The organism is Streptomyces aureus, from assembly GCF_000725495.1.
In the GTDB taxonomy this organism is placed as follows: domain Bacteria; phylum Actinomycetota; class Actinomycetes; order Streptomycetales; family Streptomycetaceae; genus Streptomyces; species Streptomyces aureus_B.
Genome location: NZ_JNZD01000006.1, coordinates 248874 through 274321, shown reverse-complemented (window position 1 = coordinate 274321; position 25448 = coordinate 248874). Strand labels below are relative to the sequence as shown.

20 protein-coding genes are annotated in these 25448 nt (G+C 72.2%); 12 read left to right on the top strand and 8 right to left on the bottom strand.

From position 1 onward, the window contains the following. The first annotated feature begins 25 nt into the window (after window positions 1–25). From IO36_RS48910 to IO36_RS13915, 4 genes are all read left to right on the top strand, one after another. Window positions 26–160 (top strand): hypothetical protein, encoded by a 135-nt coding sequence (locus IO36_RS48910; RefSeq protein ID WP_280923723.1) that lies wholly within the window; start codon window positions 26–28, stop codon window positions 158–160. A 30-nt stretch (window positions 161–190) separates the two neighbouring features. Next, window positions 191–454, top strand: coding sequence for a hypothetical protein (locus tag IO36_RS48100; protein ID WP_037619808.1), 264 nt, complete (start codon window positions 191–193; stop codon window positions 452–454). 442 nt (window positions 455–896) lie between these two features. Next, on the top strand, window positions 897–1589 hold the full coding sequence (locus tag IO36_RS13920) for an ABC transporter ATP-binding protein (protein WP_037619807.1): 693 nt from the start codon (window positions 897–899) through the stop codon (window positions 1587–1589). Next, the gene (locus IO36_RS13915; protein WP_037619806.1) at window positions 1586–4009 is read left to right on the top strand and encodes an ABC transporter permease; all 2424 of its coding nucleotides are present in this window, start codon (window positions 1586–1588) and stop codon (window positions 4007–4009) included. The genes IO36_RS13920 and IO36_RS13915 overlap by 4 nt, the downstream gene beginning before the upstream one ends. A gap of 173 nt (window positions 4010–4182) precedes the next feature. Here IO36_RS13915 and IO36_RS13910 read toward each other — a convergent pair whose 3' ends face one another. The 3 genes from IO36_RS13910 to IO36_RS13900 are packed head-to-tail and all read right to left on the bottom strand — an operon-like array spanning window position 4183 to window position 6232. Beyond that, window positions 4183–4557: a hypothetical protein gene (locus IO36_RS13910; protein WP_037619805.1), complete on the bottom strand. Its 375-nt coding sequence runs from the start codon at window positions 4555–4557 to the stop codon at window positions 4183–4185. Between the two features lie 18 nt (window positions 4558–4575). Beyond that, window positions 4576–4959, bottom strand: a complete 384-nt coding sequence (locus tag IO36_RS13905; RefSeq protein WP_037619804.1) for a VOC family protein — start codon at window positions 4957–4959, stop codon at window positions 4576–4578. 58 nt (window positions 4960–5017) lie between these two features. Continuing rightward, a complete protein-coding gene (locus IO36_RS13900; RefSeq protein ID WP_037619802.1) occupies window positions 5018–6232 on the bottom strand; it encodes a glycoside hydrolase family 3 N-terminal domain-containing protein in 1215 nt (404 codons plus the stop codon). Window positions 6233–6706: 474 nt separating this feature from the next. Here IO36_RS13900 and IO36_RS13895 point away from each other — a divergent pair, with 474 nt between their 5' ends. The 3 genes from IO36_RS13895 to IO36_RS13885 all read left to right on the top strand — a co-directional run bounded on the left by IO36_RS13895 (window position 6707) and on the right by IO36_RS13885 (window position 8807). Then, the gene (locus tag IO36_RS13895) at window positions 6707–7171 is read left to right on the top strand and encodes a GNAT family N-acetyltransferase (protein WP_037619801.1); all 465 of its coding nucleotides are present in this window, start codon (window positions 6707–6709) and stop codon (window positions 7169–7171) included. A gap of 107 nt (window positions 7172–7278) precedes the next feature. Beyond that, window positions 7279–7968: a class I SAM-dependent methyltransferase gene (locus IO36_RS13890; protein WP_037619799.1), complete on the top strand. Its 690-nt coding sequence runs from the start codon at window positions 7279–7281 to the stop codon at window positions 7966–7968. A 632-nt stretch (window positions 7969–8600) separates the two neighbouring features. Next, window positions 8601–8807, top strand: coding sequence for a hypothetical protein (locus IO36_RS13885; RefSeq protein WP_037619797.1), 207 nt, complete (start codon window positions 8601–8603; stop codon window positions 8805–8807). Between the two features lie 307 nt (window positions 8808–9114). Here IO36_RS13885 and IO36_RS13880 read toward each other — a convergent pair whose 3' ends face one another. After that, entirely contained in the window at window positions 9115–9885 is a 771-nt protein-coding gene (locus IO36_RS13880; RefSeq protein ID WP_037619796.1) for a polysaccharide deacetylase family protein, read from the bottom strand. A 226-nt stretch (window positions 9886–10111) separates the two neighbouring features. Here IO36_RS13880 and IO36_RS13875 point away from each other — a divergent pair, with 226 nt between their 5' ends. The 3 genes from IO36_RS13875 (at window position 10112) to IO36_RS13865 (ending at window position 11842) form a co-directional block, all read left to right on the top strand. Then, the gene (locus IO36_RS13875; RefSeq protein ID WP_037619794.1) at window positions 10112–10660 is read left to right on the top strand and encodes a GNAT family N-acetyltransferase; all 549 of its coding nucleotides are present in this window, start codon (window positions 10112–10114) and stop codon (window positions 10658–10660) included. A gap of 97 nt (window positions 10661–10757) precedes the next feature. Beyond that, the gene (locus IO36_RS13870; protein WP_037619793.1) at window positions 10758–11192 is read left to right on the top strand and encodes a VOC family protein; all 435 of its coding nucleotides are present in this window, start codon (window positions 10758–10760) and stop codon (window positions 11190–11192) included. 266 nt (window positions 11193–11458) lie between these two features. Beyond that, window positions 11459–11842: a hypothetical protein gene (locus tag IO36_RS13865; protein ID WP_245173261.1), complete on the top strand. Its 384-nt coding sequence runs from the start codon at window positions 11459–11461 to the stop codon at window positions 11840–11842. Between the two features lie 50 nt (window positions 11843–11892). On the opposite strand, the gene IO36_RS13860 is transcribed toward IO36_RS13865, so the two are convergent. Together IO36_RS13860 and IO36_RS13855 are read right to left on the bottom strand one after the other, a co-directional pair. Beyond that, on the bottom strand, window positions 11893–12663 hold the full coding sequence (locus IO36_RS13860; protein ID WP_037619789.1) for a hypothetical protein: 771 nt from the start codon (window positions 12661–12663) through the stop codon (window positions 11893–11895). Then, window positions 12653–13381 (bottom strand): hypothetical protein, encoded by a 729-nt coding sequence (locus IO36_RS13855; RefSeq protein WP_037619788.1) that lies wholly within the window; start codon window positions 13379–13381, stop codon window positions 12653–12655. The genes IO36_RS13860 and IO36_RS13855 overlap by 11 nt, the downstream gene beginning before the upstream one ends. Before the next feature lie 359 nt (window positions 13382–13740). Between IO36_RS13855 and IO36_RS43065 the strand changes: the two genes are divergently transcribed. Further along, the gene (locus tag IO36_RS43065; RefSeq protein WP_051900414.1) at window positions 13741–16458 is read left to right on the top strand and encodes a glycoside hydrolase family 5 protein; all 2718 of its coding nucleotides are present in this window, start codon (window positions 13741–13743) and stop codon (window positions 16456–16458) included. Window positions 16459–16621: 163 nt separating this feature from the next. Here IO36_RS43065 and sigJ read toward each other — a convergent pair whose 3' ends face one another. Beyond that, a complete protein-coding gene (gene sigJ, locus IO36_RS13845; RefSeq protein ID WP_051900412.1) occupies window positions 16622–17608 on the bottom strand; it encodes an RNA polymerase sigma factor SigJ in 987 nt (328 codons plus the stop codon). Between the two features lie 370 nt (window positions 17609–17978). On the opposite strand from sigJ, the gene IO36_RS13840 reads away from it, so the two are divergent. Next, window positions 17979–18653, top strand: coding sequence for an LUD domain-containing protein (locus IO36_RS13840; RefSeq protein WP_078943172.1), 675 nt, complete (start codon window positions 17979–17981; stop codon window positions 18651–18653). Window positions 18654–18678: 25 nt separating this feature from the next. Here the strand turns inward: IO36_RS13840 and IO36_RS13835 are convergent, their stop codons facing one another. Further along, a complete protein-coding gene (locus tag IO36_RS13835) occupies window positions 18679–25293 on the bottom strand; it encodes a glycoside hydrolase domain-containing protein (RefSeq protein WP_037619786.1) in 6615 nt (2204 codons plus the stop codon). Window positions 25294–25448 lie beyond the last annotated feature (155 nt).

Genomic DNA, 25448 nt, shown 5'->3' with positions numbered 1-25448 from the left:
CCGCAGACGGCCGAGACGGACGAGCGTGGCCAGCACCCCGACCACCAGGAGCACCACGGCGGGGCTGGACCAGCCGGGGAGCATGGGGTCCGTGTCCCGGAACGCGACACCGGCGAGCACGGCGGCGGCGATCAGCGCGGTCAGCGCCCGCGTCCGGTAGCGGCTGTGCGCGACGGCCCCGTACGCGCCGATGCTGCAGGTCAGCACGTTGATCCAGGAGACGGCGTCCCCGAGGACCAGCGCGGCTGCGGCGATCACGCCGAACGCCAGCAGCGGGTACCTGCGCCGGGCCATCAGCGGCAGCGCGGACAGCACGACCAAGCCCCAGGGCGCGGACGACCGCGGGTCGTACGTGGACCCCGGGACGGGCGGCACGGGGCGTTCCGGGGGCAGAATGCCCCGGCCCTCGGACACGGCCCGGGAGCTGATCCGCACCGGTCCGTCACCGGGATAGCGGGCTGCCACGATCAGCGCGACGACGGTCAGCACCACCGCGAGCAGCACGTCCAGGCGCAGCGCGCGCCGGGACGGCCGGGCGGGCTCGCCCTCCGGCCGCATCGCCCTGCGCACGTGGGCCCACCAGGTCCCCGGCCGCAGTACGTCGCCGGCCCGTTCGCGCCATGTGCCCGCCCCCGACGCGTCGCGCGGCTGCCCGTGGGGGTCCTCCTTCTCCATCCGCACATTGTGCGGCCCCGTCGCCCCGGTCCACGTCCGCCTGCGTGACCGGCCGGCCTGTCCGGCAGGCGTACTCCTCCAGGATGACCTCGTGGCCGGATCCTCCGCAGGGAGGGCCGTATGTCGGTGCCACGGCCGACGCGCTCCCGAGCCGCCCGCCCGTACGTTCACCTGGCCCGCACCGGGCATCGGCTTCCCGACCACGAAGGACGGACACACCCATGACTCACGTGATCGAACTGGAGGGCGTCGCCAAGCGGTACGGCGGCGCCGACGCCCCGGCGCTCGGACCGGTCGATCTCGGCGTGGCGCAGGGCGAGGCCCTGGCCGTGACGGGGCCGTCCGGCAGCGGCAAGTCCACGCTGCTCAATCTGATCGCCGGTCTGGACCGGCCGAGCGAGGGCTCCGTGACCGTGGCCGGGCAGCGCATCGACCGGATGGGCGAGCACGCGCTGGCCCGGTTCCGCCGGGAGCGGATCGGCATGGTGTTCCAGTTCTTCAACCTCCTCGACGACCTCACCGTCGCCGACAACATCCAGCTTCCCGCCCAGCTGACCGGGACCGCCCGGCGGGCGGCGGCGTCCCGGGCCGGGGAGCTGATGGAGGTACTGGGCATCCAGAAGCACGCCCGCGCCTACCCGGGACGGCTGTCCGGCGGTGAACGCCAACGCGTCGCGGTGGCACGGGCCTTGGTGAACAAGCCCGCCCTGCTCCTCGCGGACGAGCCGACCGGCGCGCTGGACACCGCCTCCGGGCAGGACGTCCGGGAGCTGCTCGTCGACCTGCACCGCGGCGGGCAGACCGTCGTCCTCGTCACCCACGACCTCGAACTGGCCCGGGCGTGCGCCACCCGTACGATCCACCTGGTCGACGGCCACGTCGCCGTCGACACCCACGCGGAGGCCGTCCGATGACGGGGTTCGGCAGCGGCGCCCTCGGGCGGGTCGTGCGCTCGGGTGTCGGCAGACGACGCGTCCAGACGCTGGTGATCGCCGTCGCCACGATGATGGCGGTGGCCTCGGCCGTCGTCGCAGGGTCTCTCATCGTCGCCACCAACGCTCCCTTCGACCATGCCTTCGCCCGTCAGCACGGCGCGCACATCACCGCGGAGTTCGACCCGGCCAAGGTGAGCGCGGCCCAACTCGCGGGCACGCGACGCCTCGACGGGGTCACGGCGAGCGCGGGACCGTTCCCGTCCACGACCGTCAACCCGGTGGGCCCGGACGGCGGACATCTGCCCGCGCTGACGGTCGTCGGACGGTCCGGTTCGGGCGAGGACGTGGACGCGCTGGACCTGAAGTCGGGCCGGTGGGCGCGCAAGCAGGGCGAGGTCGTGCTGTCGGCCTCGTTCTCCGGCCCGTTCCTCGAACTCGGTACGAAGCTGCGGAGTTCCGACGCCGAGGACGCCCGGACGCTCACCGTCGTCGGCTTCGCGCTGTCGGCGAGCGGGACCGCCGAGATGTGGGCGACCCCGGCCCAGGTCCGGTCCCTCGTCAGCGGCGACGGCGGCCTCTCGAACCAGATGCTCTACCGCTTCGACTCCGCGGCGACCAAGGCGCAGATCGCGGCCGACCGGAAGGCGATCGCCGCCGCCCTGCCCGCCGGCGCGCTGGTCGGCACCCAGTCGTGGCTGGACACCAAACACGCCGCCGACCAGGGCGCGGCGGCGACGATCCCGTTCCTGGTCGCCTTCGGCGTGCTCGGGATCGTCATGTCCGTCATCATCGTCGGCAGCGTGATCTCCGGCGCCGTCGGCACGAGTCTGCGCCGGATCGGCATCCTCAAGGCGATCGGATTCACCCCGCGCGAGGTCGTACGGGCCTATGTGGCCCAGGCGTTGATCCCCGCCGCGGCCGGCATCGCGCTCGGGGTCGTCCTCGGCAACGTGCTGGCCGTGCCACTGCTGAACGACACCGAGTCCGTGTACGGCACCGTGTCGCTGTCCGTGGCCTGGTGGGTGGACGTCGTCGTACCGGCCGGCGCGCTGCTCGTGGTCGCTGTCGCGGCGCTGGTGCCCGCGCTGCGGGCGGGCCGGCTGCGCACCGTCGAGGCCATCGCCGTCGGCCGGGCACCGCGCACCACACGCGGACAGTGGGCGCACCGGGCGGCGGGCCGGCTCCCGCTGCCGAGGCCGGTGACGTACGGCCTCGCGAGTCCCTTCGCGCACCCCGTGCGGGCCGCCGCGATGGTGCTGGCGGTGACCTTCGGAACCGTCGCCGCGACCTTTGCGGTCGGGCTGACGCAGTCCCTGAACGCGGTGGCCCACGCACAGGATCCCGAGAACCGCGCCGATGTCACCGCCGTCAGCGGTGGGGACGGCGCCGGCCCCGGGGGCGGTGTGGTGGAGAGACGGCGGGCGCCGGCGGCGCCGGGTTCCGGGCAGGCTCCCGCGGCCTCGGGGCCGAACCAGGGGCAGGCGTCGGCGGATCCGGCCGCGGTGCGCGCGGCGATCGCGGCGCAGTCCGGCACTGCCTCGTACTACGGCACCACGACGGGTGACGCGAAGGTGTCCGGGATCTCCGGGGCCGTCCGGGCGGTTCTCTACCAGGGCGATTCCCGCGCGGGCGGTTACGAGATGATCGCGGGCCACTGGCTCTCGGGCCGGGGCCAAGTCGTGGTGCCCACCCGGTTTTTGGAGCGGACGGGCACCCGCATCGGCGGCAGCGTGCGCGTGACGTTCCAGAAGGAGACGGTGAGCCTGCGCATCGTGGGCGAGGCCTTCGACACCTCGGACGACGGTCTGCGACTCCACGCCGATCTCGACAGCTTCGCCAAGGCGAAGCCGCAGGTCTTCCACATCGAGGTCAAGTCCGGTGTCTCCGCGGCCACTTACGCCCGCAAGCTCAACGCGGTGGTCGAGCCGCTGGGCGGCGCCGCGTTCGCCGAGTCCGCCCCGCAGGGGGAGAACATGATCGTGCTGCTCGAGGCGATGGCCGCGCTGCTCACCTTCATGCTGGTCTCCGTGGCGGGGCTCGGAGTCCTCAACTCCGTCGTCCTCGACACCCGCGAGCGCGTCCACGACCTGGGCGTGTGCAAGGCGCTCGGCATGTCCCCGCGGCAGACCGTGACGCTGGTCCTCGCCTCCGTGGCAGGAATCGGTGTGGCCGGCGGACTCATCGGCGTCCCGGCCGGGTACGCGCTGCACGACTACGTCCTGCCCGTCATGGGCCGGGCCGCGGGCACCGGGCTGCCCCCGTCGGTCCTCGACGTGTACGACACCTCCCAACTGGTGCTGCTCGGCCTGGCCGGGGTGCTCGTCGCCCTGCTGGGCGCCATGACCCCGGCGGGCTGGGCGGCCAAGGTCCGCACGGCGACGGCACTGCGCACGGAGTGAAGGCCGGGGGCCTGCGTCGTGGGGTGCCCCGGTCCGGGCGGGGCACCCCACGACGACCGGGCCGCCCGACGGCGAGGCACCGTACTGCGTCCTGGCAGTACGACGACGTCGCGGTGGTCAGGGACGCGCTGACCGCCCTGCTCATTGCCCCGGCGCACCGCCGCCCGAACCGCTTACGTGGGTCCCTCGTTCCCGGCCCGCAGCCACCGCCGGGCCGCGGCCAGTGTCACCGGGCCGCCGTCGCTCCAGGAACAGACCTCGAGCCATGACAGGTAGCCGCCCTGGGTGAACACCAGGACCTCGCCGGGGCATTCGCCGGACTCGGTGACGAGCGTGGCCTCGGCGGCCACCACGGTGCCGGCGTCGACCGGCGCCCGTGCCGCGGCGTTCGTGTCGACGTCGAAGTACGCCGTCCCGCACCCGCACGTGCAGCGTTCGCGCACGCGGAGGTGCGGAAGCTGTCGACGCAGGGCGAGGTGCACCGGATCGTCGACGGCCAGGACGGCGTCGAGGACGTCGGCCACGTCAGCGGGAAGGCTCTCCGCCATGCCGGGCCCACCTTCGTGTCAGGCCTCGTCGAAGCACAGGCAGAACGGGTGGCCGGCCGGGTCGAAGAGGACGCGTACGTTGTCCTGCGGCTGGACGTCGGCCACCGTGGCGCCGAGCGCGACCGCGTCTGCCACCGCGGACTCCAGGTCGCCGACCTGGAAGTCGAAGTGCATCATGGGCCGTTGGTCCCCGTCGGCCGGCGGCCACACCGGTGCCCGGTAGCCGTCCGCCTGCTGGAACACGAAGAACGGCCCTTGCGGGGAAGCGGCGACGACGGCCGTTCCCGGCTCCTCGTGCCCCAGGTGCCAGCCGAGGAGCTCGGCGTAGAACCTCGCCAGGCCGCCGGGGTCCGGTGCCTCGACGGTCGTTCCCCACCACATGCCGGAAGTTCGGGATCTCATGCCGCATCCTTGCACCACGAGGGCGGTCCTGTCCCGCACCGCCCTCGGGCCGACCCGGTCAGCTGCAGGTGAGCAGACCGGCCTTCTGCTTGGCGTTCAGGATGCGGTGCACGCTCTGGCTCACCTGGGTGCTGAACGCCGAGCTCTGCGTCATGCGGCTCTGCACGGCCTTGGTCATGGCCGGGATCAGGTTCGGTTCGACGGTCAGGACCACGTCACCGCCCGCGGAGATGAACTTGACCGCGCGGTCGCCCGGGGCCACGGCCTTCACCGCCACCGCGTTGCCCAGGTCGTCCGAGATGACCACGCCCTTGAAGCCCATGTTCTTGCGCAGCATGGTCTGGATCACCGTCGAGGAGAACGCGGCCCGGTTGTTCGCGTCGATCTTGCTGTACGTCGCCGAGGAGATCATCACGAACGGCGCTCCGGCGTCGATGCCGGACTTGAACACCGAGACGCTCGGACTCGTGCTCGTCGTCACCGTGTCCACGACGCCCGCCGTGGTGTCGGTGTTGCCCCGGACGTAGCCGAGCCCGGGGAAGTGCTTGAGCGTGGCCAGCACCCCGGACTGCAGGGAGCCTTGGAGAAACGCGTTGCTGTGCGGGGCCACGACCGCCGCGGTGTGGCCGAACTCGCGGTTGTACTTGCCGATCGGTGCGTTCGCCGTGCCCAGACTCGCGGGGACGACATCCGCGACGGGCGCGAGGTTCAGGTTCACCCCGGCCGACTTGAGCTGCTTGGCCCACACGGCCGCTTCGCTGCGCAGCTTCGTCGTCGTCCACGTGCCCTGGGTCAGCGCGCTCGGGATCGTCGAGAACCCGGGACCGGAGAGCACCTGCACCGCCCCGCCCTCCTGGTCGGTCGAGACCAGCAGGCCGACACGGTGTCCGGCGACGCTGTCCGCCTTCGCCTGGAGTCCGTCGACGAGCGTCTTGGTCGCGCTCGTCCCGGCCTTGCTCCGACCGGCGAGAAACACCGAGCCGACGTGGTACTGGCGCATGAGGGCGATCCGCGCGCTGTCCGGCGCGGACGGTGTGACCGAGCCCATGAAGAGCTGTCCGACCCGCTGCGCGGACGTCATCGCGGAGTAGGTCTTGTCGGCACACGTCGGCGCCGCGCGTTTCGCGGGCGCGGAGGCCTGGTCGATCGTGGCGGCCTGCGAGAGCTGCACGCCCCCGACGCCGGCCGCGGCGATGGCCAGGGCCACCGAGGATGCGATCCAGACACGGCGGCTGACGCCGGAACGACGGGTGAGCGACCGGTGTGATGCCATGGAGATACTCCGAAGGGCCTGCTACGGGCCGCTTGTGTCGTGAGCGGGTGGTCAGTTGCTCCGTCCAGGGTACCTCCGGGTACCTGGACTGCCTCTGGGCGTGCGGTGATGCTTGCCGGGAGGCCGGGGGCGGAGGGCCTGGAGAAGCCGCGCCGCCCCAGGTGAGGGGCGTACGGGGGTGGACGGGAGCGCGGGAGTGGACGGGCGTACGGGACGCGGCGAGAATTGTGGGTGAGGGCCCGGGAACGGGGCCGATGACGAGGTACGTACGGCCCCGTGGGCGGCCGGGCGTGAGCGCGTGGGTTCCTGTCGGTGCGGCCGGAGCCCTCCGGGGCCGAGGCCGCCGGAGATCCGCCGCAGCCGGGCCCGTGTCCTGTCCGGCGCAGTGAGTGCCGTAGGGACGTGTGACCGCCCGTCGGCCGCGTGTGACGGCCTCATGGTCGGCCGCCTGAGACGACCTCATAAAGTGCCCCCATGGCCGCTTCACCGCACTTGCAAGAGATCACCGCCTCGAACCTCGACACCGCCGTCGCGCTGCGCGTCCGTCCGGACCAGGAACACCTGGTGGACCCCGTGGTGAAGTCGCTCGCCGAGGCCTACGTACACCCCGGGGTCGCCTGGCCCCGGCTCATCTGCGTCGACGACCGGGCGGTGGGGTTCCTCATGGCCTTCTTCGACATCGACTGGACCGGCGACGGCACCGACTTCCGCTCCGGGTTGTGGCGCCTCAACATCGCGGACGGGCAGCAGGGCCGTGGCTACGGCCGCTTCGCGGTGGAGTGCGTGGCCGAGGAGATCCGGCGCCGAGGCGGCACGCGCCTGACGACCACCTGGCATCCCGGAGAGGACGGCCCGGGCGACTTCTACCGCACTCTGGGCTTCCGGACCACCGGAGAGACCAGCGGCGACCAGACGGTGGGCGTACTGGACCTGAAGTGAGAAAGGCCGCGCCCCGATGGGGCCCCGCGGAGTCCGGGCACTCCTGAGGGGCGCGGATCCGACGACAGGCAGGCCCGGCCGTGCGTCGAGCGGATAGCGTCTGGCCCATGGTCGAACCCGATGCCCTGCGTGTGGTCCGCGATGCCTACGACACCGTCGCGCCCGAGTATGCCCGGCTGTTCCGGGACGAGTTGAGCCGACGGCCCCTGGACCGGGCCATGCTGGGTGTCTTCGCCGAGGCCGTCAGGGAAGGCGGGGACGGCGGCGACGGGAACGGTGACGGCGGGGGCGGACAGGTCGCGGACCTGGGCTGCGGGCCCGGGCACATCACCGCCCACCTCCGCGAGTTGGGCCTCTCGGTCTTCGGGGTCGACACCTCGTCGGTGATGGTCGAGCTGGCTCGGGGGACTCATCCGGGACTTCGGTTCGAGGTGGGTTCCATGGGCGCGCTGGACATCGCGGACGGCGCGCTGGCCGGTGTGCTCTCGCGCTGGTCCATCATCCATATGCCGCCTCGCGAAGTCCCGGGTGTCCTGGCCGAGTTCCATCGTGTGCTCGCGCCCGGCGGCCATCTCCTGATCGGATTCTGGGGAGCCGACGATCCCTCCCGCCCGACGGAGGCCTTCGACCACGCGGTCACCGAGGCGCATCGGTGGTCGCCCGACCACCTCGCGCTGTTGCTGCGCGAGGCCGGTCTCGACGAGGTGGCCCGGATGACGCGCGAGCCGCGGCCCGCCGACCGGCGGCAGTTCCAGGAGATCCATCTGCTGGCCCGCAAGGCCCTGGCAGAAGGTTGATGTGACGTGACGTGACGGCCTCCCGGGTGAGGCTGTCGCGTCGGGTGGGGCAGGATGGTCGGACAAGGGGTGTCGTGTACGCGACTTATCTGGTCGCTGGGGGCAGAAGGCTTTTCCCTCGCAGGAGAAGGCGACCCCGTGTTCCGTGAACTGTCACGCACCGTACCGGCACCGCCGCTGACCGTGGCGGCCGTCCTCGCCGCCGGCCCCGCCTCGGCGGCCGCACCCCTGCCCGTGGCCGCACCCCCGCCAACGCGCCCGCGGCCGCCGGGACCCATCCCGGCCCGGCCTTCGGGCACGGCTCCTTCCAGGACATCTCCTGACCGTCGCCGTGAGCAGGGGCTGAGCCGTCCTCCGTGTCCATATGCCGGGCCCCTGCGGCGGTGGTGTGGCCGGTTGCACATCCGCCGCCGCAGGGGAAAACGGACACCGGTGAAGAGCCCTGTACCTGAGGCATGTTGGGGCCGGGAGGGGCCCCGGAGCGGGCCTCGCGTCCGTCCTGCCGCGGCCGGACCGACACCCGGAGAGGCCCTCGGCGCCCAGAGCGGGACAAGAGGGGGCCGAGAGGCCCGTACACTCGGCAACCGCCTCCGTTCCCGGCGCGAGGCCCCGACAGGAAGGACACGCTGTCCGTGTTCCAGGAAGCCCCGATCTACCGCCAGCTCGTCGCCGAGCGCGGTGACATCCCCGCGCAGGTCCGAGGCGAGGCCGAGCGGATCAAGAGCGACCTGCAGCGGGTGATGCCTCCCGTCCGGACTCAGGCTCCCGCCGCGCCCGAGCCCGTCTGGTCCGGCGCCCCCGCCGGTCTGGCGCTGCCGCCCGGCACGCAGCAGGGCTGAGCGTCACGGGGCGGCCTGAGGGGCATGCGGCGCCTGGCTGAGGGTCACGTGGCCCAGGGCTGAGTGCCACCGCGCGGCGGCGGCGGTTACGCGGCAGACGCGGCCCGCCGGCCGTACCCGGTCGGTGTCTCTGCCGCCCGCCCGGCCGGCCGTACCCGGTCGGTGTCTCTGCCGCCCGCCCCGCCGTCGTCCACCCCGTGGCACCGTCCCGGAAGCCGAAAGCTTCCGGGATCAGGACGAACCGGACCCCGCCCGCCGGTTGGGCCGGTTGGCCCGTGCGCGCCGGTGACGGGGCCCGCTCCCCGGTTCAGCGCACCGGGAAGCCGAACGTGTGACCCTGCTCCTTGAGCCAGGGGAGGATCCGGCGCAGGGCCTCGACGGTCTGCGATCGGTCACCGCCGGCGTCGTGGAACAGGATCGTCGGTCCGTTCGGCAGCTCCTGCTGGACGGTGCTGACGACGGCGTCCGTGCCCGGCCGTTCGAAGTCCTTGGAGTCCACGTTCCAGCCCAGCGGCCGCATCCCCCGGGACGCGGCCAGCTTGCGGCTGTAGGGAGTGAACGCCCCGCCGGGCGCCCGGTAGTACATGGGCCGCACGCCTCCGGACGCCTTGGTGATCATGCGTTCGGCGTCGAGTATCTCCTTCGACTGGTACGCCTCTGACTTCTTGTCCATGCCGGTGTCGTGCGACACCGAGTGGTCGCACAGCCGGTGCCCCGCCGCGACCACCTTCTTCACGAGGTCCGGGTGGGCCTGTGCCTGCGTTCCCACCATGCAGAAGGTGGCCTTCACCCCGTACTCACGCAGCACGTCCAGCACTTGGGGCGTCCATGCGGGGTCGGGGCCGTCGTCGATCGTGATGTTCACGCCGTTCGCGCCCTTGTCCGAGGCGTGCACGATCGTCACCGCGACCGCCTTGACCCGGTCGGCGGGGGCCGACGAGGAGGGGTGCGAGGCCGAGGGGTGGACGGCACCGGCCTGCGCGGTCCACACCGAGGCCCCCGCGGCCAGCAGGGTCACTCCGAGCGCCGCGCCGGCCACCTTTCCGTACCAGCCCCGCTTGCTGCCGTGCCGTGCCATGTCCGCCCCACTCCGCCGCAGTTCCCCGGTCGCCGTCCGACCACCTGGCAGGACGAGCCACGGCGGCCGGGGGATCCGCCTGTTACAGATCACGGACAATTCCGAGAGGGAACGCGGACAACTCGCGGGGGAGCGGCGGGAAACGGAGACCGGCACCGGGCCCGCGGCACCGCGCATCGGTCGCCCGGGTGATCCTTCCGCCGGCGAACGGCCCTACGGTTGGCCCATGTCCGAACTGTCATCACGTGTCGAACTGCGCCCGCTCACGCTCGCCGACGAGGACGAGTTCTGCTCGCTCGTGCGGGCCAGCGCCGAACTGCACCTGCCGTGGATGCAACTGCCCGCGAGCCCGGAGAGGTTCAGGGAATGGATGCACCGCTTCGACGACGGCACCAACCTGGGGTTCCTGATCCGCGTCCGGGAGACGGGCGTCGCCGCCGGAACGGTCAACATCAACTCGGTGATCCGGGGCCGCTATCAGGGCGCGTCCCTCGGCTACGCGGCGTTCGCCCCGTCCGCGGGCCAGGGGTACATGACGGAGGGGCTCGCCCTCACGCTGCGGTACGCCTTCACCGAACTACGGCTCCACCGGCTGGAGGCCGGCATCCGGCCGGACAACAAGCCGTCCCTGGCCCTGGCCCGGCGCCTCGGCTTCCGCTACGAAGGGGTGTCGCCCGCCTATCTCTACATCGACGGCGCCTGGCGCGACCACGAACGCTGGTCGGTGACCGCGCCCGAGCCCTGGCAGCCGGACCCGTCCCTGCCGCAGGTGTGAGCACCCCGGAACCGCCTCGGAACCCGATCCGAACCGCCCCAACAACTGCGCTTCCAAAGTGAGTTGACCTGCAAGGATCCCCTGCTACGGTGGGCCGATGCCATCCGTGAAGCAGGTCCAGGTCACCTTCGACTGCAAGGACCCCGAGCGCGTCGCCCGCTTCTGGTGCGAGGTCCTCGGGTACGTCGTTCCGCCGCCGCCGGCCGGGTTTGCCACATGGGACGACTTCGCGCTAGCGCAGCCGCCCGAGGACCGGGGTGCGTGGTTCGCCTGCGTCGACCCCACGGGTGCCGGCCCGCGGCTGTACTTCCAGCGGGTCCCGGAGGACAGGGTCGTCAAGAACCGGGTGCATCTCGACGTACGGGTCGGCACGGGACTCGTGGGCGCGGAGCGCCTGGCGGCGCTCGAGGCCGAGTGCGCCCGACTGGTCGCCCTCGGCGCGGTCCACGTGCAGACGCTGTACGCGGATGACAAGAACGAGTCCTGCATCCCGATGCAGGACGTCGAGGGCAACGAGTTCTGCCTCGACTGAGGAGCCGGGTTCCGGACGCGTACGAGGGGTGAGGCGGCCCACGAGACCGCCTCACCGCCGGCCGGTGACCGCGGAGGGAAGACCGTCCTCACCGGAGGCGAGACGGCCTCCCCTGCGGCGAGACGGCCTCTCCGGCGGCGGGAGCGCCTGAGCCCCTGGCGGGGCGATTCGGTAGGACCGCCATCGGGCGAGGAATGACAGGATGACGGCTTCGACGACCCCGAGAGGCCGGCCTCGTGCCCACCCCCGCTGACTACCTTGCCCAGGTGCAGACGGAGCGAGACGGCTCCGCCCTGGAGCGTCTCGCGCGGTGCCCGTACCCCTTTGTCTGGCAGGCCCTGGCGGCCAATCCCCACACCCCGCCCGCCGTCCTCCTCGATCTGACCGCGGCCCGCGACAGCGCCTGGAACGACAACAAGCTCCTGCGCCTGCTGGCGGAACACCCGTCCGCGGATGCCGCCGTTCTCCGGGCTGTCCTCGATGCCGTGGCGACGAAGCTCGAAGAGGGCGAACGACCCTACGCGGCCGCACTGGCACTCGCCGACCGCCCGGAACTCGAGCCGGACGACGTGGCAAGACCAGGAACCCTCCACGGAGCCTCACCCCGCCTGCGCCGCCGACTGACCTCGAGACTCGACCATCGCGCCTGACTGGCTGCGATCATTACAGGGCGGTCCTTGGAACAATGCCTGCCGCGCGCCTACCAGGGGCGGGGGTTTCCGATGCGGTAGCCGACCGTGTTGGCGAAGCAGATGGACAGGCGGGTGTTGCCGAGGTTGCGGGCGGTCTGGGTGACGACCACGGGGACGAACGGCTTGGCGTTCTCGGCGATGTCGCCCTCGAGTTCGGCGCACACCTGGTACGGGGAGTGGAACAGCAGGTGGTTGGGATCGGTGTCGTACCGGTCGAACTGCCCGAACTCGTAGGCGCCCACTCCGTGGAAGTAGTAGTAGTCGCACTGTCCGTTGGCGCACCCGCCGATGTGATTGCTGGAGAAGCCGTGCTTGTGCTGCCAGTGATGCCATGACTCATGGAGCATGACCGACGCACGGTTCCCGGCCGAGTCGGAGAAGCCGCCGAGGTTGAACAACGGGCAGTGCAGGTTCGTCCGGTCCCTGGCCGCGACCCTTCCGACCTCGGAATCCGCCTCGCTGCTGCCGTTGTACTGGATGAACCGCTGGTAGAAGGGCCCGTGGAAGCGGTTGTCGGCTGCTCTGGACGAGCTCTGGTAGTCCTCCGTGGAGTGCCACTGCGAACTGTGGTTGTCCGTGAGGCAGTAGTTGATCAGGAAGGCGCTGTTGACCACCTTCCCGAAGGGCAGGCCCACATTGCAGGCGTCGCTGATACCGGCGGGATTCCAGGAGGCGTCCGTCAACTGGTACGCCTGCCAGACCCAGTTGTACAGATCCGCCCAGCAGCCGTAGAGGGCCTGCACCGCCGTCTCTTCCGTGTTGCTTCCGTCATTGCACATCCGGCCCGGCCTCCTCCGGTGTTCCGGCGCTCCCACGCCTGCGGGGCGACGGCGGCTCCTGGTCCGGGCCGGAGTCGGGGCCGCGATGCGGCAGGGGCGGACGTTCGTCCGGGTACCGCTCGTAGAACGCGGTCACGCGGCGGTCGAACTCGGCGGTGTCCATGTCCCCGGTCAGCCGCGGTAGTCCGACCAGCTTCACGTCCTCGGCCCGTACGACAGGCAGCACCTCCTCCAAGGCCTCGGCGGTGTCACCGTGGTTGAACAGGTGCGCGTCGATCGCGGCAGCCCGTACCGCCCGCTCCGGATGGTCGGCCGCGATGCGCAGGGTGGCACGGTCCGCCTCTTCCGTGGCCAGGTAGGACAGCATCTCCGCCGCCCGCGCCTGCAACACCGTCTGGGCGTTCAGCATCGAGCGCCCGTCGTCGTCAGACTCGCCGCCGGCCTCTTCCGGCGATGGAAGCAGCTGCGTCGGTGACCAGACGAACGCCTCGAGGCGAGGCACCGCCCTCGCGTCCCGGAGCTCGCCGATCGTCGACAGCAGGACAAGATGCCGCCCGAGGTCGCGTACCGGCTGCTCCTCCAGCGCCGCGCACAGACCCTCGGCCAGAGCATCGTCCTTCGCACCGGAAATCTGGAGACGGACGACGCCCGCTTCACTGTGCGGAACCTGCGCCGCCCATGCGAGGAACTCGTCGATGGTGCCGCTGTGGAGAGCCACGGGAGCGGTGGCTTCACGCGGCACCAGACTGCGTGACGGCGGAGCGTCGGCAGGGGGCAGGGAATGGGAACTCTGTCGCGTCGCGTCTTCGCCAGGATGACGTCCCATATTTTTCAGGGTAGAGACGGGTCGAGTACATCGCACCCCGAGGCCGGAGGCCGACCACTCGTCGCCGGGGACCCATTGGGCCGCCAGAACTTTGGGTCGGCTGCTGTGATTTGCGTCGGATCGGGGCCCTTTGGGTGTGAGCAGTCGGCGGCTCCAGCGCTGCGCGTACCGGCCTTGACCTCGTCTATCAGGGAAAATTCCTGCTCACAGGGCTTTCGCAGAACCTTCACACTGCCCTATGTTCTCCATCCATGCTCCCAGCCGATGATCAGCGCGGCGGCCGTCGGCTTGCCGGCATCGCCTCCCTCACCACCGTGGTCGTTCTCGCGGTCCTCTGTGCCGTCCTCGGCCATGCCGACGGGACCGGACTGTTCGCCCCGGAGAACTGGCTGGACGCGGGATTCCTGCCCGGCAACGCGACCAGCCCGGCGTGGGCCACGGTCGTGTTCCTTCCCCTGCTGATCGGCGGCAGCGCGGCGGCCGTCCACCGGGTGGTGCGGGCCGCGGCCCCTGCCGCGAAGGCGCGTTGGGTGTTCGGCGCCGTCTGGGCGAGCCTGATCCTCGTCGCGTTCCTGGCCAAACTGGCCTACAGCGCCCTGCTGCTGGCCATCGCCGGACCTGCGGGGCTGCACATCTTCCCGACGGCCGGGGCGCTGCTCGGCGAGTGCGGTCTCACCGGCGCGAAGTACGCCGTGTACGGGCCGCTGGTCGCGGGCGTGGCGGCCGCCGCGTACCGGATCGGCGTGTGGCGCCTCGGGCGCACGGCCGGGGAGCGACGCAAGCAGGGCGAGGAGCGCAAGGGCGGCGAGGGTGCCTCGGAAGCGCCGGGTACGGACATCGCCTCGGGTGCCGGCGATACCGCGGTCACCGGCAGCACCGCGGTTACTGGCAACACCGCTGTTACGGACAAAACCTCACGGACCGACACCGCCCCGGGTTCCGACACCCCCTCAGGTGCCGACATCAACGAGATCGCCGGGTTCGCGTGGCTGCCCGCCGGTGCCGCCGTGGCCCTCCACGCGGGCACCGGCATGTTCGCCTGGGCGGCCGGACCGATACCCGGCGGCCTCGGCGTCGCCACGCTGATCGCCGGCGTCACCGCCGTGCTCGCCGGAATCGCCCTCTGGCGCCGCGCGGTGGCGCCCGCACTCACCCACGCCGGCACCGGCGCGACCCTGTGGGCCCTCGCCACGACACTCACCGTTGCGGGCGTGCTCGGGTTCGTACCCCTGTGGCTGCTCGACGCGGCCCTGAACGGATTCGGCGGGGCCCTGTTCCCCGTGGCGTCCGCGCTCACACGGGTCGCCGAGGGCGTGACCGCCGGCGTGTGCGCCGGTGTCGTCTGCGTGCCCTGGGTCGCGGAAATGGCGTGGCGGCGCAGACGGGAGCCCGCGGCCGAGAGAGGCGGTCTCGCCCGTGCCGTCCGCTGGGCGCCGCCCGTGGCCGTCGCCGCCGTGCTGGCGCTCGCCGCCGGCACCCTGGCACCGGGAAGCCCGACGGGCGTCGCCTCCGTGCAGGGGCCGACCCAGGCCGCCGCCCGCGACCGGAACGCCCTGCTGCCGCTCACCGTGCTGCGCCACGAGGGACAGGACCCGGTCATCGGCGACAGCACCGGACGCCAAGTGCTGCTGCGCGGCGTGAACGTCAACCAGCTCATCGACTACGGACAGCCCGACCCGGCCAAGCCGACCGTGCGGCCGCTGGAGGACTCCGACTATGCCCAGATGGCACGGTACGGGTTCGACGTCCAGCGGCTGGCCCTGTCCTGGTCGGCGCTGGAGCCGAAGCGCGGCGAGTTCGACGAGGGATACCTGGAGCGGGTGCGCACCGCCGTCCGGCAGGCCGCCGCCCACGGCATCCACACCGTCCTCGACATGCACCAGGACACGTACTCGAAGTACGTCAGCGCCGAGCCGGGCACCCGCTGCCGCGCCAACGCCTCACCGGAGTTCGGCAACGACGGCGCTCCCGAGTGGGCGACCCGCACCGACGGAGCCAAGGCCTGCGGCTTCCTCGGCCGCGACCTCGCGCCCAATGTGCAGCAGGCGTTCACCAACCTCTACAACGACACCGACGGCATCGGCACCGAGTTCGCCCGCGCGTGGGGCCACCTGGCCAAGACGTTCGCGGACGAGCCCGCCGTCGCCGGGTACGACCTGCTCAACGAGCCCGGTCCCGGAAACGCCCCGGGCGTGACGTCCTCGATCCTGCTCGGGCGCCTCTACCAGCAGGCGATCACCTCGATCCGGACCGCGGAGTCCAAGGTCCCCGGCAGCTTCCACCACCTGGTCTTCTTCGAGCCCTCGATCCTCTGGTCGGGCCTGGGCTTCGACACCACCCCGCCGGTCGGGTTCTCCGACGACCCGCTGCTCGTGTTCTCGCCCCACCTGTACAGCGAGTCGATCACCATGGACCAGGGCCTGGGCATCACGCTGACCTCGATCGAACAGGGCTACACCACCGCCGAGCGCACCGCACGGGCGTACGGGGCTCCCCTGTGGTCGGGCGAGTGGGGATGGTTCGGGGAACCCGACGACTTCCGCTCCCGCTTCGGCCGCTTCCTGGAACGGCAGAACGAGGACGTCCTCGGCTCGGCGATCTGGGTGTGGAAGAAGGCCTGCGGCGACCCCCAGAACGACCCCGCGGCCAGCACCTCGGGCGGCGGCGTCGTGCTCACCACCTGCCCCGAGGGCAAGCCGCTGGCGAGCCCGGCCTTCGAGATCACCGGACTGTCCCAGGCGTACCCGCGCAGCGCCCCCGGCCGCCTGGACTCCCTGCGGTCCTCGGCCGGCGGACGGGACCTGCGGCTGTCGGGCTCCGGGACGGGAATCCTGGACGTGTGGGTCCCCGGCACGGACCGCCCCGAGGCCACGGGCCACGGTCTCACCGGTATCAAGACGGAGCGGCGGCCCGGCGGCTGGCGCCTCACCGCCCACACCTCCGGCCACTACACGCTCCACGCGTCGTAGCGGGGACCGTCGGCCGGCCCGCCTCGGGGCGGGCCGGCCGACGGCACCAGGCACCGCGAGCGCCGGCCGACCCGTGCGCGCCGCCGACCCATGCGTCAGGACGACCCGGGGTCAGGGCGGCCCGAGGGGCGGAAGCGCGTGTGTCAGGCGGCCCGGGCGGGCGTCAGGAGGGCTCCGGGAGCGGACGTACGCGTGTCGGTGGACCCCGGTGCCACCCCGTGGTCCACCTCCCGATCTTCTCCGGATTGCGCATCACCCAGATGTTCCTGATCCGGTCGCCCACGACCTCGAACGCGAACACCGTCACGGTGACCCCGTCCTGCTGAGCCACCAGCCCCGGCCGGCCGTTGACGGTCCGTTCCAGGAGCACCGTGTCGGCGGGCCTGCGGCGAGCGAGCTCGGCCCAGGCGTGCGCGATCCGTTCACCGCCCACGATCGGGTGCAGGAAGGTCGTGGCGAGACCGCCCCCGTCCGCGGTCGCCGTCGCATCGGGGTCGAGCAGCCCGATGAGGGCCTCGATGTCCTTCGCCTCCCACGCCACCTTGAACGCGCCGACCACATCGGAACGGCCGCTCGCCACGCCCGCGGACGGCCGCGCGGCCCGGACCCGGCGGCGGGCCGAGGACGCCAGCTGGCGGCACGCCCCCGGCGTACGGCCGACGATCTCGGCCACCTCGGCGAAGGAGTGGCAGAACACGTCGTGCAGGACGAACGCGACCCGCTCGGCCGGGGTCATCGACTCCAGCACGACCAGGAACGCCAGGCTGACCGACTCGTCCAGGGTGACCCGGTCCGCGGGGTCGACGGACGCGCCCCCCTGCCGTCCGCCGATCCACTCCGCGCCCCCGGGCAGCGGCTCGGGGATCCACTCACCCACGTACGTCTCCCGCCGGACGCGAGCCGAGCCGAGCACGGTGAGGCAGACACGGCTCGCGACCGTCGTGAGCCAGGCGCCGGGAGACTTGATGGCCTCCTGCTGCTGCCGGGACATGGCGTACCAGCGGGTGTACGTCTCCTGGACGGCGTCCTCGGCCTCCGTCAGCGAACCCAGCAGCCGGTAGGCGAGATTGACGAGGTGACGCCGCTCGCTCATCACCGCGTCCAGGCCGGGATCGGGGTGGCCGTGCCCCGGGTCGGATCGGGTGGTCATGGTGCCTGCAGCTCCCTCGGTCGCGCGTGTGCTCTCACCCATACGACAGAACAGCACACCGGAATGTGAGGCGGGGCGTCGCCGAACACCCCACCGGGCACCCCGCCAGACCCCCGAGAGTGCACCCCGCCGGAGTGCCACCGCGCACCTCATCGGTCCGAGCCGTGCCCCCGTCGACCGGTACGGAGCCGTGCCCCCGTCGACCGGTACGGAGCCGTGCCCCGTCGAGCGGTACGGAGCCGTGCCCCGTCGAGCGTCCGGAGCCGGGCCCCCGCCGACCCTCCGGCCCGCGCCTCACATTCCGCCGGGCTGCGCTGTCGAACAGACGAGACCGACACATCGTCCGGCGCACATCAGGAGCGAAGACACCATGACTGCCTCGACACCGGCCACCCCGACGACACACACCACAGCGGCGGCGCAGGCGACGACAACGACGCCGTTCACCGCCGCCGCGACCGACGAGCGACTGGAACGGGTGGCCGCCGCGCTCAAGGAGCGGAACTTCGACGTCGAGATCCTCGACGACGCCTCCGCCGCACGAGCCCGCGTCAAGGACCTGATCCCCGCGGGCAGCGCCGTGTTCACCGCGGCCAGCGAGACCCTCCGTCTGTCCGGCATCGACCAGGACATCAACGCCGGCGGCAGGTACGACTCCGTGAAGGAACGCGGGACGGCCATGGACCGTGCCACCCAGATGGCCGAGATCTGGCGGATGCTCGCCTGCCCCGACGCCGTCGTGGGCAGTGTCTGCGCGGTCACCGAGACCGGGTCCCTCGTGGCCGCCTCGGCCAGCGGCAGCCAGCTGCCCGCCTACGCGGGCGCCGCGCTCCGCGTGGTCCTGGTCGTGGGAGCGCAGAAGGTCGTGCCCGATCTGGACACGGCACTGCGCCGCGTCGACGAGTACTGCGTCCCGCTGGAGGACGAACGCGCCAGGCAGGTCTACGGAGTGCCCAGCGCGCTCAACCGCCTCCTCGTCCTCAACGCGGAACCCCGGCCCGGCCGCGTCACCGTCCTGCTGCTCCGCGAAGCGATCGGTTTCTAGCGACCGGGAGGCGTCTCGGGGCCGCCTACCGCCGATCACCTCCGCCGATCACGCCCAGGATGCCCGTGCGCCGCGCCCACTCGGTCGCCGGCGACCACCGTCCGGTGCCGTCGCCCGAGCCCGTACCGGCGTCTCCGGCCGGCCAGAACCCGGCGACCGATCCGCCACGGTCACTGCCGATCCCGGTGGTCCCGCTGGTCGCGCCGATCCCGCCGATCCCGTCGGCCGGGACCGGCCGCCCTTCCCGGTCCGTCGACCGGAATCCGACCGTGTAGGTCCGGGTGACCCGTCCGTTCGCCGAGGTCACCCGGATCCTGCGGGTGGTGAACCCGGCACCGGGCGAGGTGAGGACCGAACCGCCCTTGGTGACCTTCACCCGAGCGTCCGACCGGGCCGGTACGGCGGAGACGGGCGGGACCCCCTTGTTCCTGGGCCAGTCGACGACGTACGTGGACACGTCCGGATCGAACCCGTCGATCGGGGCGCCGCCCACCGTGATCGCGTCGGCGTCGGCGACGCTCGCCCCGGTGGCGTCCGCGAAGTTCGTCACCGTCACCGATCCGTCGGCGCCCACGACGACGTGCGCGGCCATCGCGGCGGCCAGGTTGATCCGCTGCCAGCTCGCCCCGCCGTCCGCGGTGAGGTCGAGCGGGTAGCCCGAGTCCGTCGCGGTCTGCTCCAGGACCTCGGTGCGCTGCTCGGCGCTGAGGTCGGGGAAGGCCGTGATCAGCAGGGCCGCCGCGTCGGACGGCGTCCTGAGGGCCTGCCCGGGCTTCGCGACCTGCGAGAACCCGTAGGTCAGGCGCTGGGTGTACAGGCCGACGTCCTGCGCGGTGCTCAGACCGCCGTACGGGTCGCCCGCGCAGGCCGCGAGCGTGTCGCCGTACCCGTCCTGCTCGCACTGCGCGAGCAGGACGCCCTGGATCTCGGTGTGGGCCTGCATCAGCAGCTTGCGGAACTCCGGGTCGGCCCATCGGTGCGCCACGGTGGCCTGGCCGGTGATGCGGCCGCCCATGACGTCCAGCGGGTAGTGGAACCCGAGGACGACGCGGTTGTCGCCGTACTCCGAGGTGCGCGCGAGGATCGACGGTGCCAGCTCGGGCAGGAGCGTGGCGAGGACGGTCCCGGCCTCGTAGCCGCCGTAGGTGTGGCCGCTCGGGTACGAGCCGCCGGCCGCCAGGCCGGTATAGGAGCCGTCCTGCGACTCGTAGACGGCACCGCCGTCACCGACGAAGCCCAGCCGCACGTAGGGACGCGGGTAGCCGTAGTGGTTCTTCGCCGCGTCGACCCCGTCGAGGTTCTTCGTGACGCGGGAGAACAGGGCGCTGGTCCTGGGCAGTCGGCCGTCGGCCAGCGCGTTCTCGTAGATCCGGCCGAGCCGGGAGCCGAGTCCGTCGGCCAGCGTGACGGTGGCGCTGTGTGTCGCGTCGACCTCGGCCCGGTCCACCTGGGGCTGCGTCGCCGCGTTGTTGATGCGTACGGCGGTCCGGTCGTTCTCCGCGCCGGGCGCGGTGCCGGCGGCAACCTTGGCGTTCGTCCCGAGGACGGTCGGGCCGAGGTTCCGGAAACCGTCCAGCATGCTCTCGAAGTAGCCGTTCCCGCCGCCGGTCGTCGGCCAACTGTCGGACGGGTAGGCCGCGTTCAGTACGTCGTCGGGGAAGGGGGACGGCACGTACACCGGGTCGGAGGTGTTCGCGGAGGGGGCCGGGTCGGTGGTCGCGGGGTCGTCCGAGGTTCCGGCCAGGCTCACCGCGGTCACGGTCGCAGTGTGGGCTCCCGCCCTCTTCGTCGTCCAGAGCAGGGCCGTGTCCGCCGTCGCGGGAACGTGTGCGGTGGTGCCGTCGTCGAGGGCCACGGTGTAGCCGATGACCGGGAATCCGCCGTCACCGGCGGGCCGCCAGGTCACGCGGACCCGCCCGCCGTCGGTGAACACGCCGGTGACGGTCGGCTCTTGCGGCGCGGCGCCGCCGGTCGCCACGGGTGCGGTGGCGGGGCTCGGCCGCGAGGAGCCGAGGGCGTTCACCGCCCGGACCCGGGCCGTGTAGGAGCGGCCGGCGGGCAGCCCGGTGAAGGTGGTGCGCCGGCTGTCCGGGTCGTGGATGTCGACCCGGTGGCCGTCGTCGAGCGTGACCCTGTAGCCGGTGACGGGCGAGCCGCCGGTGTCCGCGGGGGCGGACCAGGCGACGGTCACGCTCGAGCCGGAGGAGGTCGCCGACACGGCCTCGGGCGTGGCCGGGACCTCCTTGGGCCGGGTGGCCAGGGACGCCATGGCCCCGTCGAGCGCGGCGTAGCGTGCGCCGAGGGTGTCGTCGGTGGCCGCCTCGTCCGCGACCGCGGTCCTCGCCTCGGCGAGCGCGTCGGTGAACGTCTGCCACGACGCTTCCGTGTAGCGGTCGTCGCCGAGGCCGGACGCGGTGGCGACCAGGGTCTCGAGCCGCAGCCGGGGGAGCGGGACCAGCTGCCCGGCGGCGAGCGTCAGGCCGCGGGTGGCGGTGTCGACCTCCGGCTGGGTCGCGTCGTCGGCGGCGACCAGGGCGCGGGCGGCGGCGAGTTCGCGCCGGTACACGCCGAAGTCGATCGTGTCGTAGCGCTCGGCGTGGTCGGAGAGTCCGGCGTACCGCTCGATCGCCCTGTTCAGGGCGGACTTGTCCGTGACGGCGGGCGCGTCGGTGCGGTCGAAGGTGATCCGGCCGAGGTTCGCGACGTAGGGGTGCGAGGTGTCCGGAGTCGTCACCAGCCGCAGGTGGACGGCGTGCGTGCCCGTGATCGGCGTGGGCAGTGCCAGGCTCGTCGTGCCGCCCGAGGACCACGCGGCCCCCGTGACGGGCAGCGGGACGGTCGCGTACGGGGTGCCGGGGGAGGCGGGGTCGAAGGCGTCCAGGTAGAGCTGGACGGCTGAACCGGTGCCGCAGCGGGCGGAGTTGTTGACGTAGGTGAGGGTGACGGTGTTCTTCGGGGAGCCGCCGAAGTCGATGTCCCCGTAGTCGAGCCACGCTCCGTCGTACGTGCCGCCGAGGTCGGTGGTGGAACCCGCGCCGCTCCAGCCGGCCGGCTCGCTCTTGAGCCCGCCGCCGCTGCCGGCGCGGAACGCGGTGGCGTCGAACCCGACCGGGGCGGTCGTGGAAGCCTCGTCCGGGGAGAACCGGTACCAGTCGAAGTTCGAGACCCACGGCTGCCCGGACGGGGCGTGGAAGACGAACGTCGCGCTCGACGCGCCGAGCAGGGCGTCCGGGTCGGTGACGGCCGCCCGCACCGTGCTGTAGTACTGCCAGCCGCCGGTTCCGGGAAGCGGGACGGTGGCGACGAGAGGGCCGTCGGCGGTTCCGGCGTGGATGTCGACGCTGCTCGGTTTCGCGTTCGCCGCCTGGGAGTTGGCGTAGCGGACCGTGACGCTTCGCGGGGCCACCCCGCCGAAGTCCAGCCTGTCGAACCGCTCCCACGCCCCCTCGGTGACCCCGCCGAGGTCACCGTCCGAGTAGTACGCCTCCTTCACCAGGCTGGGGCCCTCCATCTGGTCGGGGGCCTCCGCCTGGAGGACCGCGTAACCGCCGTCGTCGAGGATGAGCGCCTCGGCGGCGGAGTGCAGCGCGTCGTCCGCGGCCATGATCGTGCCCGTCGTGGAGCCGGTGTCCGCGAGGATCGTCCGCGCGCGTTCGAGGGCCGCCAGGAACACGGTCCACGAGCCGTCGGAGTAGGCGCCGCCGCGCACCAGCGAGGCCTGGTCGACGAACGTGCCGAGCGCCTTGCGGTGCACCGCGGCGGTGGACAGGACGAGCGGGTCGGTCGGGGACACTCCGGTGCCGTGGACGCTCGAGGCCCGGGCGCCGTGGGCGAAGGCCGCGTCCTGGAACGTGATGCCGAAGCGGGCGTCGACCTCTGCGCGCCCGGTGAGCGACAGCATCGCCGTTCGCGGGCCGTCGACGCGGAGGTCCGCCGTGACACCGCCCGCGAGGCCCGTCACGGTGGCCGCCCCGGTCCTGGTGAGGCTGGTTCCCTTGCGCGCGGCGAACGACGCCGGACCGGTCAGCGTGAGGCGTACAGCTCCGTCGACCGTGCCGTCCTGGTCGATGGCGAGGGTTCCCGGGCGGGCGGAGACGACCGTGTCGCCCTTGCCCGTTCCGCCGCCGGCCGTGCCGCCGGCGTCGGTGTTCAGGGAGTACGCGGGCTTCGTGTCGGCGCCCCACCCGGAGGGCTCGGAGCCCATGGTGAAGTCCAGGGTGCCGCCGGAGACGATCCGCGAGTAGTCGAGCCAGGTGTCGCCGAACCGCGTGCCGTTCAGGGTCGCGCGCTGTATGTAGTAGGCGTCGGACGACACCCCGTCGGCCTTCACCGTGAACCGGGCGCCGTTCGCGTAGCGGATCGTGGTGGAGTCGAAGAACGGGCTGCCGATCTGGAACTGGCTCGACCCGGCGGTCACCGGGAACAGGCCCAGGGCGGCGGCCACGAACATGGTCGACATGGTGCCGGCGTCGTTGTCCATCGTCGGAAGGAAGCCCCGGGGCGAGAGCTTGTAGACCTGGGTCCTGACCGGCGGGCGGAACTCGCCGCCGGAACTGGGGGCTTCGTTCGAGGAGCCGGTCGCGATGTAGCGGTTCCAGGTGGTGCCGGTGTAGATGGCGCGCACCCACTTCTGCGTCAGGCTCGGCTCACCGACGTAGTTGAAGAGGTACGGGGCCTGCAGGTCGATCTCGTTGGCGTTGGAGTGCAGCATGGCCGAGCCGTCGTCGGACCCGGAGTCCTCGCCGAACATGTGCTCCACGGCAGCCCTGCCCGCCTTCGCGCCGCCCATGGCCTCGACGAGCCCGCCCATGTCGTACGCGTCGTACCACTGGTACTGCCAGAGAGTGCCCTGGTAGAGCCCGGCCGCCTCGAACTTCTCGTGGTCGGCGCTCTGCCAGTCGCCGTTCGCGGCGCGCGGGGTGAGCAGACCGACCCGGGTACCGTCGGCCGCCGTCCAGGCACCGGGTTGGACGAGATGGTCGATCGCCATCGTCGCCTGGGCCCGCAGCTTCTTCGCGTCCGCTTCCTTGCCGAGCGCGTCCGCGATGACGGACAGGGCCCACTGGTCGTAGCCGCGCTGGACGGTCGTACCGGGATCACCGGTGACGTACCCCTGCCGCAGCTGCGCCCCCGTGTAGTACCCGGTGTACGCCATCAGGGCCGGGTAGGCCTCGTCGAGCCGGTCGAAGTCCTTGTAGCCCTTCGACAGCGCGTCGGCGACCAGGACGGCCGAGCGTTCCCAGCGCACGGTCGGGACCGAGTGGGTGAGCTTGCCGATGGACGTGCCGGAAGCCCGTGTGTCGGCGAAGAGTTCGACGAGCGACTGGATCATGTCGCGGTAGGTGGCGGGATCGATGTACGCCTCGACGGAGTACTTGCGGAAGTCGTCCCACGTGGACCAGCCGTCGTAGTACGTGAAGCCGTTCGCCCGGTGCACCGCCCCGTCCGCGCCGCGGTAGGTGCCGCTGGTGCTGGTCGCGTTCACCGGCAGCGCGTACATGCGGTACAGGTGCGTGTAGAACTCCTTGGTGAGCGTCGACCCGGGGTCGGACGTCGCGGAGGCCTGCACGTCGACGGCGCCGAGGGCGCGGTTCCAGTCGGCCCGCGTCCGCTCCCGTGCCTGGTCGAAGGTGAGCCGGCCCACCTCCGCGAGCTGGTCGGCCGCAGCCTGTTCTGCGCTGATCGGCGACAGCGTGATCCGCAGTTCGACGGTGTTCCCGGCGGACGCGTCGAATCCCAGGACGGCGCCGGTGTCGGTACCGTCCTGCGTGGTCGCTTCGCTCAGCTTGCCGTCGCCGCCCCAACTGCTCAGCGAGGTCACGGGGATGTTCGTGGTCGCGTCGTAATACAGCTGGTAGGCCGCGCCGTTGAAGGATCCCGCGACGATGCCCGTGATCGAGGTCGTCCCGTCCGGGAGCGTCGTCGCCCTCAGCGTCGAACGGGTCCGGCTGGTGAAGTTGTTCGCGAGGTCGAGGACGAGTTGGGGGGCCGCACCGGAGGGGAACGTGTAGCGTTCCAGCGCCGTGCGCGTGGTCGCGGCCATCTCGGCCCGGATCGTGCCGGAGCCCTGCGTCACCGAGGAGCCGGTGCCGGAGAGGGCCCCGAGCCCCACCTGGTAGTACCCGGGCGACGCCGTCTCGTCCTCGTGGCGGTAGGCGTGGGCGTACGTGCTCGGAGCCGGGCGCTTGTCGTAGCGCACCGAGGTCGGGACGACGAGCAGGTCGCCGCCACCGCCCGAGCCGCCGACTCCGTCGAGGTTCGTGGCGGTGAAGCCCGCGATGTGGTCCTCGTCGTAGTCGTACCCGGAGTGGTTGCGGTCCGGTGCGGTGAGCGGGTTGACCTTGGCCAGACCGTGCGGCGCCTGGGCGCCCGGAAGGTCGTTGCCGTCGTCGCCGGCGGTCGACACGAAGGGGTCGACGAGCGCCGCACGGTCCGTGCTGTCGGACGGCTCGCTCGAAGTCCCCACGGAGGAAGCGGACTTGGCGGCGGCCGCGGCTGCCGGACCAGCGGCCGCGGGTACGGCGAGGGCGAGCGTCCCGGCGAGCAGCGCGGCGGTCAGCGCGCGCAGCGGGCGGTGCCGCCGGCGGTCGGTCCTCGCGGGTCTCACGAGGTGCAGGCGGGAACGGGATCTGATGGGCACGTGACCTCTCCAGCGTCGCTCGTACACGCGCACGGTCCGGCCTCACCGGAAGACAACGTTGTCAGCCCGTGGCGCCGGACGTGCGACCGGACCGAGGTGGAAGTGGACCCACAGGATGGCATCCGTACGCCGGATTGCACCCTGTCGTGTTCACG